The sequence below is a fragment of the Streptomyces sp. HUAS TT7 genome (assembly GCF_051550175.1).
Classification (GTDB): Bacteria; Actinomycetota; Actinomycetes; order Streptomycetales; family Streptomycetaceae; genus Streptomyces.
Genome location: NZ_CP196175.1, coordinates 4411303 through 4426911, shown reverse-complemented (window position 1 = coordinate 4426911; position 15609 = coordinate 4411303). Strand labels below are relative to the sequence as shown.

Here is a 15609-nt window from a genome sequence, read left to right as displayed (position 1 = left end):
AGTGCCGCGCTCATCTGCAACTCCACCCGTGGGCGACCTCCTGCGCCGCTACGAGTCCCCCGGTGAGCCGCTCTCCTGCGAACGGGTCGCCCAGGGCCTGCTGAACCGCGGCTACCGGCTCGCCACCACCCGCGGCGACTACTTCCTCAAGCACCACCTGGACGGCGACCACGAGGCCATCGCCCGCCAGCACCGGGCCACCGAACGCCTCCAGGCCCTCGGCGTGCCCGTCGCCCCGCCCGTACCGGACGCCGCCGGCGACACCGTCGCGGTGATCGGCGGCCACTGCTACGCCCTGCACCCCTGGGTGCACGGCCGCCACCGCGACGGCGCCCAGCTGTGTGCCATGGAGTCCCGCCGGCTCGGGGCGCTGCTCGGGCTCGTGCACACGTGCCTGGCCCAGGTCATGGAGCCCGACGTGCCGCAGGCCGAGCATCTCAGCGCCGACCCCGCGGACACTTTCGCGCTCATCGACGACCTGGTGGCGCGGGCCCGCAGGCACCGGCCCCGGGACGTCTTCGACGAACTCGCCGAACACCGGCTCCTGGAGCGGCGGGTGCTGCTCGGCCAGCACGCCCACCGCCGCCCGGCCGCCCCGGTCACCGGCACCTGGGTGCACGGCGACTTCCATCCGCTGAACCTGCTGTACCGGGGCGAGGGCCGCTCGGCCGAACCCGCCGCGATCGTCGACTGGGACCGGCTCGGCGTCCAGCCGCGCGCCGAGGAGGCGGTCCGGGCCGCCGCGATCTTCTTCGTACGCCCCTCGGGCGAGCTGGAGCTGTCCAAGGTACGGGCGTACGCGCGGGCCTACCGGCGGGCCGCCGGGGCGGATGCCGAGGAGCTCGCGGCCGCGGTGCACCGGGTGTGGTGGGAGCGGCTCAACGACTTCTGGATCCTGCGCTGGCGCTACCAGCTGCACGACCGAAGGGCCGACCCGCAGTTTCCTGCGGCGTCGGCCCTGGCGGTCTGGTGGACCCGCGAGTACGAGGCGGTGTGCGAGGCCTTCGCGGGGTGAGCTTCGGCTCCGGTCAGGGGGTCGGCTTGGTGCCACCGGGGCCGGCGGAGGTGCCGGTGTTCCCGGCGCTGGTGCCCTGGGTGGTGCCCGTGTTCCCGGCCGACGTCCCCGTGTTGCCACTGGAGGTGCCGGTGTTCCCCGAGCTGGTGCCCTGGGTGGTGCCCGTGTTCCCGGCCGACGTCCCCGTGTTGCCACTGGAGGTGCCGGTGTTCCCCGAGCTGGTGCCCTCGTTCCCGGAGCTGGTGCCCTGGTCGGTGCCCTGGCTCGTGCCGGACGTCGTGCCCTGGTCGGTGCCCGGCGAGTGCGAGGAGTGCGACTTGCTCGGTGTCGGCGAGGAGGAGCGCGAGCGGTGCGTCGAGGGCGACTCGCCGTTGCCGTTCGAGCTGCTGCCGTAGGACGGGCCCTGGCTGGTGCCCGGGGTGTCCTGCGTCGACGGGGTGTCCGACTGGGAGACCGACGGCGAGGTCTTCGGCGTCGGCGAGTTGGTGCTCCCGCCGCCACCGCCACCCGAGGTGTTCGTGGCCTTCAGGGCGAAGGCGACACCCACCGCGATCGCGACGATCGCGAGCACCACGAACAGCACCATCTTGCCGCCGCGGCCGCCGCCCTGCTTGTGACCGCCGTGTCCGTAGCCGTCGTAACCGCCGTCGTCCGGGTTCATCGGCGGCAGGATCGGCCCGCCGAACTGCGAGGTGTCCCCGTGCACGGGGTGGCCCATGGCCGCCGTCGCGCCGGTGGTGCCCATCGCCGGGGTGTGGGCGCCCTCGTGCATCAGCTCGACCGGGCCGGTGTTCCAGGTGCCGGTGTGGCCGCCCTGCGCCTGGAGCATCTGCAGGCCGTACTGGACCAGGCCGCGCATCTCCTCGGCGGACTGGAAACGGTCGTCCGGGTCCTTGGCGAGAGAACGCATGACCAGGCCGTCGAGTTCCGGCGGCGCGACATGGGTCACCTGCGACGGCGGCACCGGCATGTCCTGGACGTGCTGGTAGACCACGCTCAGCGGCGTCTCGCCCACGAACGGGGGCCGCAGCGCCAGGAGTTCGTACAGCAGGCAGCCGGTCGCGTACAGGTCGGAGCGGTGGTCGACGGCCTTGCCCAGCGCCTGCTCGGGCGACAGGTACTGCGGGGTGCCCATGACCATGCCGGTCTGCGTCATCGTCGACTGGGCGCCGTGCAGCGCCCGCGCGATGCCGAAGTCCATCACCTTGACCGCGCCCGTGTCCGTGATGATCACGTTGGCGGGCTTGATGTCACGGTGCACGATCCCGTGCTGGTGCGAGTACGCCAGCGCCTCAAGCACACCGGAGACGATGATCAGCGCCTGCTCCGGCGGCGGCGCGTCCGCGTCCACCAGGAGGTCGCGGATCGTGCGGCCCTCGACGAGCTCCATCACGATGTACGGGACGGTCTGACCGCCCACGAAATCCTCACCGGAGTCGTACACCGCCACCACCGCATGGTGGTTCAGCCCCGCCACCGACTGCGCCTCACGCGTGAACCGCGCCTTGGACACCGGGTCCTCGGCAAGATCCGCACGCAGCAGCTTCACGGCAACGGTACGGCCCAGGCGCACGTCCTCGGCGGCGAACACCTCCGCCATACCGCCACGCCCCAGCCGGTGGGTGAGGCGGTAACGGCCGTCGCCGACGAGTCCGCCGACCCACGACTCGTGGTCCTGCGCATCGGCCATCCCGGCGCCGTTTCCGTCGGGTTCGGGTGCCATCAGTCCTCGCCGTCGTATCTGGCCGCGTCCGCGGTCTTCCTTACGGTCTTCCGTCGTGCTCTTCCGCTGGTTGTGCAGTAGTGCACGCTACAGCGTCAACACGGGGCGCCGGTCCGGGATGGACCGGCCATCCAATCGGTTCCGCGTGTACCCATGCAAATCCCGTACGTTTTCGATGCCGGTCCTGTAACGCTTGCGAGACTCTTCCAGTGCGTACGGTCACGGAACGGGCACCCGGCTTGACGTGGGTGACCCCTCGGGCAGACTTGGCCTGAAAAATCGAGGATCAGCACTGGCCACCGCGCCAAGGGGGATGCACAGTCATGAGCCAGGACGGCGCACACGGCCGCTATGCGGGCGGATCCATCGCGGGCGGGCGCTACCAGCTGCGCGACCTCCTCGGCGAGGGCGGCATGGCCTCGGTGTACCTCGCGTACGACTCCGCTCTGGACCGCCAGGTCGCCATCAAGACGCTGCACACGGAACTCGGCCGGGAACAGTCGTTCCGCGAGCGGTTCCGCCGCGAGGCCCAGGCCGTCGCCAAGCTGCAGCACACCAACATCGTCTCCGTCTTCGACACCGGCGAGGACGAGCTCGGTGGCGCGCTGATGCCGTACATCGTCATGGAGTACGTGGAGGGCGAGCCGCTCGGCTCGACGCTGCACCGCGACATCCAGCAGTACGGCGCGATGCCCGCCGACAAGGCCCTCAAGGTGACCGCCGACGTGCTCGCCGCCCTTGAGGTCAGCCACGAGATGGGCCTGGTCCACCGGGACATCAAGCCGGGCAACGTCATGATGACCAAGCGCGGCGTCGTCAAGGTCATGGACTTCGGCATCGCCCGCGCCATGCAGTCCGGCGTCACCTCCATGACGCAGACCGGCATGGTCGTCGGCACCCCCCAGTACCTGTCCCCCGAGCAGGCCCTTGGCCGCGGCGTGGACGCCCGCTCCGACCTGTACTCGGTCGGCATCATGCTCTTCCAGCTGCTGACCGGACGCATCCCCTTCGACGCGGACTCGCCGCTGGCGATCGCGTACGCACATGTCCAGGAGGAGCCGGTCGCGCCCTCCTCGGTGAACCGGTCGATCACCCCGGCCGTGGACGCACTGGTCGCCCGCGCGCTGAAGAAGAACCCGAACGAGCGCTTCCCGAGCGCCCAGGCCATGCACGACGAGATCCTGCGGATCGCCAACGCGGGCCAGATGGGCGCGGCCCCGGTCATCACCGGCGGCGCCCCGCCTGCCAGCGGCGCGGGTGTCGGCGCGACGGTCTTCCCGCCGCTCGACTCGCAGGCCGCGCCCGGCCTCCAGGGCAATGTGCAGACGCCGTACCAGCCGGGCCCCTACGGTCCGCCGACCCCGGCGCCGACCCCGCAGCCCTCGTACGGGTACCCGCAGCAGGCCCCGCAGCCCGCCCCGATGGCAGCCCAGACACCTCCGCCGTACACGATCTCCCCCCAGGCCGCTCCGGCCGCCTCCGGCGGTTCGAAGCGGAACACCCCCGTGATCGTGGGCGCGATCGCGGTGGCCCTGCTCGCGGTCGGCGGCCTCATCACCGCGGTGATGATGAACAAGGACGACTCGGGCGGCACCGGCGGCGGCGCCAAGGCCAGCAGCTCGGCGCCGGCCGCGGGCCACAAGGGCCCGGAGCGCGACCGCACGATGAACACCGAGAAGTGCACCTCGCCGCAGACCTCCACGGTGGACCCGGGCAAGGTCCAGGCGCCGGACTTCACCTACAAGGACATCCTGTCGGCGAAGTCCTGCATCCAAGCCGCGGGCTGGAAGGTGAACACCGAGACCGCCGACAACGGCCAGTGGGGCCAGGATGTGGTGATCACCCAGTTCCCCGCCGCCGGTGTGGACGTGGACAAGAAGAACGCCCAGTTCACGCTGACGATCTCGTCGGGCAACGCGCCCGCGCAGTAACCGCGCGCCGTTCGTTCGGACAAGGCCCGGCACTCCTGGTGCCGGGCTTTCGCGCGTACCAGGGTTGCGGCGGTCGGCGCCGCCCGTCCCATTCGGCGCACGCCGGGCAGCTCCCGGGATGCCGCACAACTCGCCCCGTGTGACGCTGATTCGGTCACCCCAGGCGATCCTGCACGTCCCTTCGGGAAGGGGCCCTGTCATGGCTCCAGGGATCCGGTCGCTCACCGCGGCCGCATCGCTGACGGGGGCGCTGCTCCTGACGCCCCTGCCGTACGCCCTCGCCGCCGCCACCCCGTCACCCGGCCTGCTCCCGACCTCGCCCCCCTCCGGCACGGCGCAGGCCTCGCCCCACAGCGAACCCTCGCGGGCCTCACCCCGTACCACCGCCTCCCGGGCCGTCTCCGAGGACCAGCACCTGGCGGGCAGCCGGGCGGGCGAGGGCCGGATCCGGCCGGGCCGGGTGGATCCGGCGTACCACTTCCTGCCGTACGCCCCCGACACGGCGGACTCCGACGAGATGGCACCGGCCCAGGTCGGGGCGGCCCCGCAGACCCCGGAGCAGGTTCTGCCCCCGGCGCCCACGCTCACGCCCACCCCCACGACCGGCGGCATCCTCCCCCCGGCCCGGCACCATCAGGCGCCGCAGGCCGTGTCCGCCGATGACGACCTGCGCGTCCACGTCCTCTCACTGGGGGCGGGCCTGGCATTGACCGGCCTGGGGCTCGGATTCCTGGCCCTGCGGCTCCGGCGGCCGTGAAAGAGGTGCCGGGAAAGCGGGCGGCTGTTTCACGTGAAACCACCCTCGTCCGGCGGGAATCGTCGCCCGGCGGGCGGTGGATCACCCCTTCCCGGGGGCACAACGTGATGTGAGGCACGTGTGCGAGAGAATGGGCGGCATGGAGATGCCGAGGAACGATAAGTCGCCGGACAGCCCCCACATCCTGGTCGTAGGCCAGGACGGTATGGCCATCGGCGGTGGAGACGACGAGTCCCGCGAGGTCCCGGTGACGGAGATGGTCGAACAGCCGGCAAAAGTCATGCGTATCGGCAGCATGATCAAGCAGCTCCTTGAGGAAGTCCGCGCGGCTCCTCTCGACGAGGCGAGCCGAGTACGCCTCAAGGACATCCACGCCTCGTCCGTGAAGGAACTGGAAGACGGCCTGGCGCCGGAGCTGGTCGAGGAACTGGAGCGGCTCTCCCTGCCGTTCACCGACGAGGCGATCCCCTCGGAGGCCGAACTCCGCATCGCACAGGCCCAGTTGGTCGGCTGGCTCGAAGGCCTCTTCCACGGGATCCAGACGGCCCTGTTCGCCCAGCAGATGGCGGCCCGCGCCCAGCTGGAGCAGATGCGCCGCGCGCTGCCGCCCGGTGTCTCGCACGACGACGAGGACGACGACGCCCCGCACGCGGGCGCCCGCTCGGGCCCGTACCTGTAACCCGGCCCTCGCCGGCCTCGCCGGCCCGTCATATCGAGCAGTGAGAGGGGGCGCCTTCCCGGCGCCCCCTCTCCGCGTTCACCAGGCCGTCAGACCGTCAGCAGCACCTTGCCCACATGGGTGGAGGCTTCGAGCACCCGGTGGCCCTCGGCGGCGTCCGACAGCGGCAGCGTCCGGTCCACCACGGGCCGCACCCGGCCGCCCGCGATCAGCGGCCACACGTGCTCGCGCACGGCCGCCACGATCGCCGCCTTCTCGGCGGCGGGCCGGCCCCGCAGCGACGTCGCGGTGACGGCGGCCCGCTTGGTGAGCAGCGCGCCCAGGTTCAGCTCGCCCTTGGCACCGCCTTGGAGGCCGATCACCGCGAGCCGCCCGTTCACGGCGAGCGCCCGCACGTTCCGCTCCAGGTACTTGGCGCCCATGATGTCGAGGATGACGTCGGCGCCGACGCCGTCCGTGGCCTTCAACACCTCGTCCACGAAGTCCTGTTCGCGGTAGTCGACGAGGATGTCCGCGCCCAGCTCGGCGCAGCGCGCCAGCTTGTCGGGACCGCCGGCCGTGACCGCGACCCTGGCGCCGATCGCCTTGCCGAGCTGGATCGCCATCGTGCCGATGCCGCTCGCCCCGCCGTGCACCAGGAGCGTCTCGCCGGGCCGCAGGTGGGAAACCATGAACACGTTGGACCACACGGTGCAGACGACCTCGGGCAGGGCCGCTGCCTGGGCCAGGTCCACGCCGTCGGGCACGGGCAGCAGCTGGCCGATCGGCACGGCCACCTTCTCGGCGTAGCCTCCGCCGCTCAGCAGCGCGCACACCTCGTCGCCGACGCTCCACCCGGACACTCCGGGCCCCAGCGCGGCAATCCGCCCGGAGCACTCCAGGCCCGGGTACGGGGACGCCCCGGGCGGCGGGTTGTAGAAGCCCTGGCGCTGGAGCACATCGGCACGGTTGACGGCGGCCGCGGCCACCTCGACGAGGACCTCGCCCTCGCCCGGTACGGGATCGGGTACCTCGGCCCAGACCAGCGCCTCGGGACCGCCCGGCTCAGGAATCGTGATCGCATACATGCGGGCGACGCTACTCCGGCTGACCGTCAACCGGCGTGCCACCGGCTCGTACGATCGTGATGAGCCGGTCGGTGAGCTGGAGCGGGCTCGCCTTGGCGTCGTCGTACGCGAGCAGCCGGTGGCCGCGCAGCACGCTCACCACCAGGTCCTCGGTCTCCCGCACCCCGCGGCCGACCTCGCTCTTCTTCACGGGCCGCTCCACCATGTCGAGCCCGCTGCCCTGCTGGATCAGGTCCTCCATCACTGTGCCCGCGCTCGGGCTGAGCACGGAGAGGCCGAGCAGCCGGCCGGCCGCGCTGGCGCTGGTGATGACGGCGTCCGCGCCGGACTGGCGCAGCAGAGGCGCGTTCTCCTCCTCCCGCACCGCGGCGACGATCTTCGCACCCCGGTTGAGCTGGCGGGCCGTCAGCGTGACCAGGACCGCGGTGTCGTCGCGCTGGGTGGCGATGACGACCTGGCGGGCCTTTTGCAGTTCGGCCCGCAGCAGCACGTCGCTGCGGGTGGCATCGCCGATGACGCCGACGAAGCCCTCCGCGTTGGCGGTCTCGATCACCTTCGCGCTCGGGTCGACGATCACGACCTGCTCCTTCTTCAGGCCCGTCGCGCACAGGGTCTGGATCGCCGACCGGCCCTTCGTCCCGAAGCCCACGATGACGGTGTGCTCTCGCAATTGAGCCTTCCAGCGGTTGAGCCGCCACTCTTCGCGGGTCCGTTCGGTGAGGACTTCGAGAGTGGTTCCGACGAGGATGATCAGGAACAGCACGCGCAGCGGTGTGACCAGCAGGATGTTGGTGAGCCGGGCACTGTCGCTGTAGGGGACGATGTCGCCGTAGCCCGTCGTGGAGAGCGTGACGGTGGCGTAGTAGACGGCGTCGAGGAAGTCGACCTTGCCGTTGGCGTTGTCGTGATAACCGTCGCGGTCGATCCAGACGATGAGGGTCGTCAGTATCAGCACGGCGAGCGCCATGAGGAGCCGCTTGGCGACCTGGCGCAACGGCCGGTCGACGACCCGGCGGGGCAGCTTCACCCGCCGAGTGATCAGATTCTCGCCCGCCTGGCGTGCGATCGCGTCATGGCCGGGCAGTTTCACGTGAAACACCCTTTACCCAGGCGGGAGTTGGGGATGCGAGCACGCTGTTTCACGTGAAACACCCCTCGCCCGGGCCTGCTTGAGCCCACGGCAGATCGAGGATCTCGACCTCCTGGCCCGCCCGCGCCCCGCCGGGCGGCACCACGGCGAGCCCGTCGGCGGCGGCGATCCCGCGCAGCATCGCCGGCCCGTTGTAGTGCAACGGCACGACCCGCTCCGCGCGGTGCACCACCGGCACGAGCCGGGTGTCGTGCGGATGCCCCTGCACCTCGTTGCGCAGCGGCGCGGTGTACGTCACCGCCCTTGCCCGGTGCGCGAGTTCACGCAGCAGCGGCTCGGCCAGGGTGAGCAGTCCCGACACCGCGGCGAGCGGGTTGCCGGGCAGTCCGACCAAGTGCTTTGTCACCCCGATCTGTGCAAGGAGCATGGGATGGCCGGGCCGCACGGCGACCCCGTCGACCAGGAGCTCGGCGCCGGCCTTGTGCAGCACGGGGTGGACGTGGTCGACCGGTCCGGACGCCGTGCCGCCCGTCGTGATCACGAGGTCGGCCGAGGAGCCGGTGACGGCGGCGAGCAGCGCGCCCGCGTCGTCCTTCAGCCGCCGGGTCCCGATGACCTCGGCTCCGAGCGCGCGCAGCCAGAACCCAAGCATCGGGCCGAGCGCGTCCCGGATCAGCCCGTCGTGGGGGAGACCCCGGGTGAGGAGTTCGTCGCCGAGCACCAGGATCTCGACGCGGGGCCGGGGGACGGTGGCGAGCTCGTCGTATCCGGCGGCCGCGGCGAGGCCGAGCACGGCCGGGGTGACCAGCGCGGTCGCGGGCAGCAGAACGTCGCCCGAGCGGCACTCCTGGCCGCGCGGGCGGATGTCCTGGCCGTGCAGCACCACACGGTCGGCCTGGAGCTGGGTGCGGGCCTCGTCGGTGCGGGCGTGCTCGCTGCGGATCACCGCAGTGGCACCGGCGGGGATGCGGGCCCCGGTGGCGATGCGTACGGCCTCGCCGTCGGCGAGGGCGCCGGGCGCGGCGTGTCCGGCGAGGACGCCGCCGTCCTGCACCTCCCAGGGGCCGGGCCCGGCGACGGCCCAGCCGTCCATGGCGGAGGTGTCGAAGGACGGCAGGTCGGTGAGCGCGGTGAGCGGCTCGGTGAGGATCTCGCCCAGGGCCTGGTCCAGCGGCACCCGGTGGGAGCGGGCGGGTGCGGCCCGGCCTGCCCGGGCGGCCACGTTCCGGGCATCGGCCCAGGCGGAGGCCCGGTGGCGCGGGGCCGGGCGGGCGGCGGGCTCGGCGCGGTCCTGGCCCTGCGGCCGGCTCTCCCCGGGCGGGCCCGGCGCCGGCCGGGCGTCGCGCAGCAGGGCGAGGGCCTCGTCGGATCCGTCGTCCGCCGCCGGGCTCCGGGCGGTCATCCGGCGTCGTTCTTCGGGCCGTCGGCTGCCTCGGTCTCGGCAGCCCAGCGGTTGGCGAGCGCGGCAGCCTTACGGGCCGCCTCCACCACGTCCTTGCCCTCGCCGCCCGCCTTCGCGGCGGCGTAGCCGACCAGGAAGGTGGTGAGCGGCGCGGCGGGCCGGGCGACGCCGTAGGCGGCGTCCCTGGCGAGGTCCAGCAGGACGCCGGTGTCGACGTCCAGCTCGATGCCGAGTTCGTCCTTGACTGCGGTGATCCATTCGTCCAGCACGCCCCCATGGTCCCTGATCCGGGCCCGGGCAGCGGCGAGGTCCTCCCAGGTGTCGCAGTCGAAGGAGGCGAGCGGGTCCGCGGTGATGCGGGCGAGGCCGAGTTCGCGGGTCAGCAGCCGCAGCGGGAGCCCGGCGAGCGAGCCGTGCTCGGTGGCGAGCAGCGCGAGCTCGCGGCGCAGTGGTTCGGCACGGTAGGCGGCGACCAGCGGCTGGTCGCGGCCGTCGGCGTCGGTACAGAGCGCGCCTTCGCGGCCGGTGCGCCGCAGCTCGTCGAGGAGGGCGTCGACGGTCGGCGCGGCCAGGAACGGCAGATCGGCCGAGAGCACGAGCACGCTCTCGGCCGAGGTACGGCGCAGCCCGGCGTCCAGAGCGGCCAGCGGTCCGCCGCCGGCCGGTTCCTCCCGCGTCCACTCCACGGGCCGTACGGTGGGCCGCCGCCCACCCACCACCACGGTGGTCGCGGCACCCGCGCAGGCGGTGAGCACCCGGTCGAGCAGGGGCCGGCCGCCCACGCTGAGCCCGGGTTTGTCGGCGCCGCCCAGCCGCTTGGCGGCGCCTCCGGCGAGTACTACGGCGTCATACGGTGCGGATGCTGCGGCCTCATGCGCGCGTGCTGCGGCGTCATACGCGGTCATCTCCCGAGTATGGGCCGCCGGACGATCACCGCCACCCCCGCGAACGTCCCGAGTTCGCGGGGCCGTTCGTCACAGCGTGCGCAGCAGCACCGCCGGGTGCTCCACGCAGTCCGCGACGTAGCGCAGGAAGCCGCCCGCGGTGCCGCCGTCGCACACCCGGTGGTCGAAGGTGAGGGACAGCTGGACCACGTGGCGCACCGCGAGCTCGCCCTCGTACACCCACGGCTTGGGGATGATGCGGCCCACGCCCAGCATCGCCGCCTCGGGGTGGTTGATGATCGGCGTGGAGCCGTCGACGCCGAACACCCCGTAGTTGTTGAGGGTGAAGGTGCCGCCGGTGAGCTGGGCCGGGGTCAGCGTGCCCGTGCGGGCCGCCTCGGTGAGCCGGGCGAGCTCCGCGCCGAGCGAGTCCACGTTGCGGGTGTGCGCGTCGCGGACGACCGGGACGACCAGGCCGCGCTCGGTCTGGGCCGCGAAGCCCAGGTGCACCTCGGGCAGCCGCACGATCTCGCGGGCCGCCATGTCGACCGTCGAGTTGAGCTCGGGGAAGCGGGCGAGGGCCGCCGTGCAGATCCGGGCGAGCAGCGCGAGGACGGACACCTTGGGGCCGCCCGCGGCGTTCATGGCGGCGCGGGCCGCCATCAGCTCGGTGGCGTCGGCGTCCACCCAGCAGGTGGCGTCGGGGATTTCGGTACGGCTGCGGCTGAGCTTGTCGGCGACCGCGCCCCGGATGCCCTTCAGGGCGATGCGCTCACCGGCCGGGGCGGGAGACGGGGTCGCGGGCGCGACGGGCGCGGGAGCCGCCGCCGGTGTCCGCATCGCCGACTCCACATCGGCACGCAGGATCAGGCCCTGGGGCCCGCTTCCCCGCAACTCCCGCAGATCGAGGCCGTGTTCACGGGCCAGCCTGCGCACCAGCGGGGAGATGACCGGCACGGGTCCGGCCGCCTCGACCGGGGCGGGCGGCGCGGCCGGGACAGTGGCCGGAGTCATGGGCCGCACACGGGAGCGGCGGCGGGTGGTGGCCGCGGCCGTCCCGTAGCCGACCAGGACGTTGCCCGAGTACTCGGAGGACTCCGCCTCCTCGACGGCGTCCTCCTCCTGCGCAGAGCCGACGGCGACCGTCAACAGGGGCGCGCCGACCGGCAGTTCGGTGCCCTCCTCGCCGAAGCGGGCGGTGACCACGCCACCGTACGGGCAGGGCACCTCGACCATCGCCTTGGCCGTCTCCACCTCGACCACCGGCTGGTCCACGGCCACCACGTCGCCGACCGCGACGAGCCAGCGCACGATCTCCGCCTCGGTGAGCCCCTCGCCGAGGTCGGGCAGCTTGAACTCAAGCACCTTCGCCATCAGTGCTCCGCCTCCCACTGCAGCCGCGCCACCGCGTCAAGGACCCGGTCCACACCCGGCAGATGGTGCTTCTCCAGCATCGGCGGCGGGTAGGGGATGTCGAAGCCGGCGACCCGCAGCACGGGCGCCTCCAGGTGGTGGAAGCAGCGCTCGGTGATGCGCGCGGCGATCTCCCCGCCGGGGCCGCCGAATCCCGCCGACTCGTGGACGACCACGGCACGCCCGGTGCGGCGCACCGACGCGCACACCGTCTCGTCGTCGAACGGCACCAGGGAGCGCAGGTCGACGACTTCGAGGTCCCAGCCCTCCTCGCGGGCTGCCTCGGCCGCCTCCATGCACACCGGCACGGACGGCCCGTAGGTGATGAGCGTGGCGCTGCGCCCGGCGCGCCGCACGACGGCCTTGCCGATGGGTTCCACGGCTGCCGGGGCCTCGGGCGACCAGTCGGACTTCGACCAGTACAGCCGCTTGGGCTCCAGGAAGACGACCGGGTCGTCGGCTGCGATGGCGGCCCTGAGCAGGCCGTACGCGTCCTCCACGGTGGCCGGGGTGACGACCTGGAGGCCGGGCGTCGCCATGTAGTAGGCCTCGCTGGAATCGCTGTGGTGCTCGACGCCGCCGATGCCGCCGCCGTAGGGCACGCGCACCACCAGGGGCATCGCCATGGCGCCGCGGGTGCGGTTGCGCATCTTGGCGACATGGCTGATGAGCTGCTCGAACGCGGGGTAGGCGAAGGCGTCGAACTGCATCTCGACGACCGGCCGCAGCCCGTACATCGCCATGCCGACGGCCGTGCCGAGGATGCCGGCCTCGGCGAGCGGGGTGTCGGTGCAGCGGTCCTCGCCGAACTCCTTGGCGAGCCCGTCGGTGACCCGGAACACGCCGCCCAGGGTGCCGACGTCCTCGCCGAGGACGTGCACGGTGGGGTCCTCGGCCATGGCGTCGCGCATCGCGCGCTGCAGGGCCTGCGCCATGGTGGCGGGCTTCTTGTCGGTGGCGGTGGCCATCAGCGGGCCTCGGCTTCCAGCTCGGCGCGCAACTGGGCGGCCTGCTCGCGCAGTTGGCCGTTCTTCTCGGCGTAGACCTCGGCGAAGAGGTCCATGGGGTCCAGGACCGGGTCGGCGTTCATCCGGTCGCGCAGCGCCGCGGCCATGGTCTCGGCGGTCTCGGCGGCGGTGCGTATGCCGTCCTCGTCGAGGATGCCGCGGGCGGTCAGCTCGCCCTCCAGGAGCCGGATCGGGTCGTGGTCGCGCCAGGCGTCGACCTCGGCGGAGCCCCGGTAACGCGTCGCGTCGTCGGCATTGGTGTGCGCCTCCATCCGGTACGTGACGGCCTCGATCAGGGTGGGGCCGCCGCCGCGCCGGGCCCGGGCGACGGCCTCGGACAGCACCTGGTGCACGGCGGGCGCGTCATTGCCGTCGACCAGGCGGCCCGGCATTCCGTACCCGACGGCCTTGTGGGCCAGGGAGGGAGCGGCGGTCTGCTTGGCGAGCGGCACGGAGATCGCGAAGCCGTTGTTCTGGACCAGGAAGACAACCGGGGCCTGCCATACGGCCGCGAAGTTCAGCGCCTCGTGGAAGTCGCCCTCGCTGGTGCCGCCGTCGCCGACCAGGGCGAGCGCCACGACGTCGTCGCCCTTGAGGCGGGCGGCGTGGGCGAGGCCCACCGCGTGCGGGAGCTGGGTGGCGAGGGGGGTGCACAGCGGCGCGATGCGGTGCTCGCGCGGGTCGTAGCCGGTGTGCCAGTCGCCGCGGAGCAGCGTCAGCGCCTGTACGGGGTCCAGGCCCCGGGCGACGGCGGCGAGCGTGTCGCGGTAGCTCGGGAACAGCCAGTCGCGCTCCTCCAGGGCGAGGGCGGCGGCGACCTCGCAGGCCTCCTGGCCGGTCGAGGACGGGTACACGGCGAGGCGGCCCTGCTTGGTGAGGGCGGTGGCCTGCGCGTTGAAGCGGCGGCCGCGCACCAGCTCCGCGTACAGCTTCAGCATCAGCGCACGGTCGAGCTCGGCGCCGGTCCCCAGGACCCGGAGGGGCTCGGGGTCCGGGAGGAGCGGCGCGGGGTCGGTGCGCGGCCTCCAGGCGGGCGGAGGGGTCGGCCGGTATGCGGCGGCGCCGGGGAGCTCTTGGACCGTCATGCCAATGCACCTCCTTGTGGGGAGCGGACATCCGTGGGAGGGGCGTGAGTGTGACGCCCCTCACCTACCGATTGTTCGGTCGTGGACGCATTTTGGCTACAGCCACCTTCAGCCTGTGGACAAACGGTTCTCCACAGCCTGGGATGGGAACAGGTCGTCCACAACAGGAAGGCGGTGGGACATGGCAGCTGAACAAATGGCCACCGGCGAGATCCGGCCGGTGCCGCCGCGCCCGCTGGACGAGATCGACCACGACATCCTGCGGATTCTGCAGACGGACGGCCGGGCCTCGATACGCTCCGTGGCCGAGCGGGTGCACGTCTCGCGCGCCAACGCCTATGCGCGGATCAACCGGCTCGTCGAGGACAACGTGATCCAGGGCTTCACCGCGCGCGTGGACCACGAGAGGGCGGGCCAGGGCGCGGCCGCGTACATCACGCTCAAGATCGTGCAGAACTCGTGGCGCACGGTCCGCGCACAGCTCAAGGAACTGCCCGGAGCCGCCCACATCGCCCTGGTGAGCGGGGATTTCGACGTCCTGCTCCTGGTGCACACACCCGACAACAGGGCGCTGCGCGAGCTGGTCCTGACCCGGATCCAGTCCATCCCGGAGGTCCTGTCGACGCGCACCCTGCTGGTGTTCGAGGAGACGGACCTGGACCCCTCGTAGGGCCCTGGCCCGCGCGGTACTCACCGCTCAGGTGCAGTACTTCTTCAGGAAGGCGAGGACGGTCTCCCAGTTGTCCGGGGCTGCGAGCAGAGCCACTCCGTGGGAAGCCGATCCCTTGACGGGGACCAGCCGGTCCTCCGGGGCCTTGGTGCTCACCGCGCTCAGCTCCCGCGCGGCCGTGGCGAACGTGCCGTCCTGGTCGCCGGCCATGTAGAGCACCGGCACGGTAAGGGTCTTGGCGGCGGCCAGCGCGTCCATCGGCCCGTACGTCGTGGGGGCGGACAGCGCGACCACCGCGTCCGGCTTCAGCGGCATGTGGGCGGCCGCCTCCAGGGTCGCGGTGCCGCCCTTGGACGCGCCCATGAGGAGCAGCTTCCAGGCGCCCTCGGTGCGCAGCACGGTGGCCGCGCCCTCGATCTCGTCGGCCGCGTCACCGGTCGTGTTGTTGACCGCGAGCACGCGGAAGCCCGCCCTGCCGAGCTCGACGGCCTTGTCCTTCCACTGACAGACATTCCCGTCCGACTGGTGGGCGAGAACGATCCCGGTATTGCCACTACCGGTCAGAAAGCCGCCAGTGGGCGATCCCGTCGCGCTCTTGAAGACGATCGAGCCCGCCTTGGCCTGCTCGGGTGCCAGACAGCCGAAGTCGTCGCCCTTGACGGGCGGCGCCGGTGCGGCGGGCTGGGCATCGGCCTTCTTGACCGCGGCTCTCGCGTCCGGCGACTTGGTCGCCGCATCGTTTCTGCCGCCCTCACCACTGCACCCGGCCAGCGTCAGACCCACGAGCAGCACCATGGCGCAGACGGACACAAAGGGCGCAGGAGTTCGCGAGGCAGCCATGACCGTGGATGTTGATCCGCTTCGGTGCCTCAGTCAACGGGCCCGG

The 15609-nt window shown here is 72.4% G+C and carries 14 protein-coding genes; 5 read left to right on the top strand and 9 right to left on the bottom strand.

Annotation, left to right across the window (positions count from 1 at the left end; translation table 11 throughout):
* The first annotated feature begins 1 nt into the window (after nucleotide 1).
* Complete coding sequence (locus ACSHXC_RS20010; RefSeq protein ID WP_438292848.1) at nucleotides 2–1015, top strand: phosphotransferase; 1014 nt, start codon at nucleotides 2–4, stop codon at nucleotides 1013–1015.
* A gap of 13 nt (nucleotides 1016–1028) precedes the next feature.
* Here ACSHXC_RS20010 and ACSHXC_RS20005 read toward each other — a convergent pair whose 3' ends face one another.
* Nucleotides 1029–2738, bottom strand: coding sequence for a protein kinase domain-containing protein (locus tag ACSHXC_RS20005; RefSeq protein ID WP_438292847.1), 1710 nt, complete (start codon nucleotides 2736–2738; stop codon nucleotides 1029–1031).
* A gap of 323 nt (nucleotides 2739–3061) precedes the next feature.
* On the opposite strand from ACSHXC_RS20005, the gene ACSHXC_RS20000 reads away from it, so the two are divergent.
* From ACSHXC_RS20000 to ACSHXC_RS19990, 3 genes are all read left to right on the top strand, one after another.
* A complete protein-coding gene (locus ACSHXC_RS20000; protein WP_438292846.1) occupies nucleotides 3062–4669 on the top strand; it encodes a protein kinase domain-containing protein in 1608 nt (535 codons plus the stop codon).
* A 199-nt stretch (nucleotides 4670–4868) separates the two neighbouring features.
* Nucleotides 4869–5426 carry a hypothetical protein gene (locus tag ACSHXC_RS19995; RefSeq protein WP_438292845.1) on the top strand — a complete coding sequence of 186 codons (558 nt, stop codon included), beginning with the start codon at nucleotides 4869–4871 and terminating at the stop codon, nucleotides 5424–5426.
* A 139-nt stretch (nucleotides 5427–5565) separates the two neighbouring features.
* Entirely contained in the window at nucleotides 5566–6105 is a 540-nt protein-coding gene (locus ACSHXC_RS19990) for a bacterial proteasome activator family protein (protein ID WP_438292844.1), read from the top strand.
* A gap of 89 nt (nucleotides 6106–6194) precedes the next feature.
* Here the strand turns inward: ACSHXC_RS19990 and ACSHXC_RS19985 are convergent, their stop codons facing one another.
* The 7 genes from ACSHXC_RS19985 to pdhA all read right to left on the bottom strand — a co-directional run bounded on the left by ACSHXC_RS19985 (nucleotide 6195) and on the right by pdhA (nucleotide 14053).
* Complete coding sequence (locus ACSHXC_RS19985; protein WP_438292843.1) at nucleotides 6195–7172, bottom strand: NAD(P)H-quinone oxidoreductase; 978 nt, start codon at nucleotides 7170–7172, stop codon at nucleotides 6195–6197.
* Nucleotides 7173–7182: 10 nt separating this feature from the next.
* Nucleotides 7183–8262 carry a potassium channel family protein gene (locus ACSHXC_RS19980; protein WP_438292842.1) on the bottom strand — a complete coding sequence of 360 codons (1080 nt, stop codon included), beginning with the start codon at nucleotides 8260–8262 and terminating at the stop codon, nucleotides 7183–7185.
* Between the two features lie 49 nt (nucleotides 8263–8311).
* Nucleotides 8312–9664, bottom strand: a complete 1353-nt coding sequence (locus ACSHXC_RS19975; RefSeq protein ID WP_438292841.1) for a molybdopterin molybdotransferase MoeA — start codon at nucleotides 9662–9664, stop codon at nucleotides 8312–8314.
* Nucleotides 9661–10569, bottom strand: a complete 909-nt coding sequence (locus ACSHXC_RS19970) for an NTP transferase domain-containing protein (protein WP_438292840.1) — start codon at nucleotides 10567–10569, stop codon at nucleotides 9661–9663. The genes ACSHXC_RS19975 and ACSHXC_RS19970 overlap by 4 nt, the downstream gene beginning before the upstream one ends.
* A gap of 69 nt (nucleotides 10570–10638) precedes the next feature.
* Nucleotides 10639–11922 carry a dihydrolipoamide acetyltransferase family protein gene (locus ACSHXC_RS19965; RefSeq protein ID WP_438292839.1) on the bottom strand — a complete coding sequence of 428 codons (1284 nt, stop codon included), beginning with the start codon at nucleotides 11920–11922 and terminating at the stop codon, nucleotides 10639–10641.
* A complete protein-coding gene (locus ACSHXC_RS19960; protein ID WP_438292838.1) occupies nucleotides 11922–12929 on the bottom strand; it encodes an alpha-ketoacid dehydrogenase subunit beta in 1008 nt (335 codons plus the stop codon). Before ACSHXC_RS19960 ends, ACSHXC_RS19965 begins: the two co-directional genes overlap by 1 nt.
* Nucleotides 12929–14053, bottom strand: a complete 1125-nt coding sequence (pdhA, locus tag ACSHXC_RS19955) for a pyruvate dehydrogenase (acetyl-transferring) E1 component subunit alpha (RefSeq protein ID WP_438292837.1) — start codon at nucleotides 14051–14053, stop codon at nucleotides 12929–12931. The genes ACSHXC_RS19960 and pdhA overlap by 1 nt, the downstream gene beginning before the upstream one ends.
* Nucleotides 14054–14234: 181 nt before the next feature.
* Here pdhA and ACSHXC_RS19950 point away from each other — a divergent pair, with 181 nt between their 5' ends.
* Nucleotides 14235–14723, top strand: a complete 489-nt coding sequence (locus ACSHXC_RS19950; protein WP_438292836.1) for an Lrp/AsnC family transcriptional regulator — start codon at nucleotides 14235–14237, stop codon at nucleotides 14721–14723.
* 27 nt (nucleotides 14724–14750) lie between these two features.
* Here the strand turns inward: ACSHXC_RS19950 and ACSHXC_RS19945 are convergent, their stop codons facing one another.
* Nucleotides 14751–15563, bottom strand: a complete 813-nt coding sequence (locus tag ACSHXC_RS19945) for an alpha/beta hydrolase family protein (protein ID WP_438292835.1) — start codon at nucleotides 15561–15563, stop codon at nucleotides 14751–14753.
* Nucleotides 15564–15609: the final 46 nt, after the last annotated feature.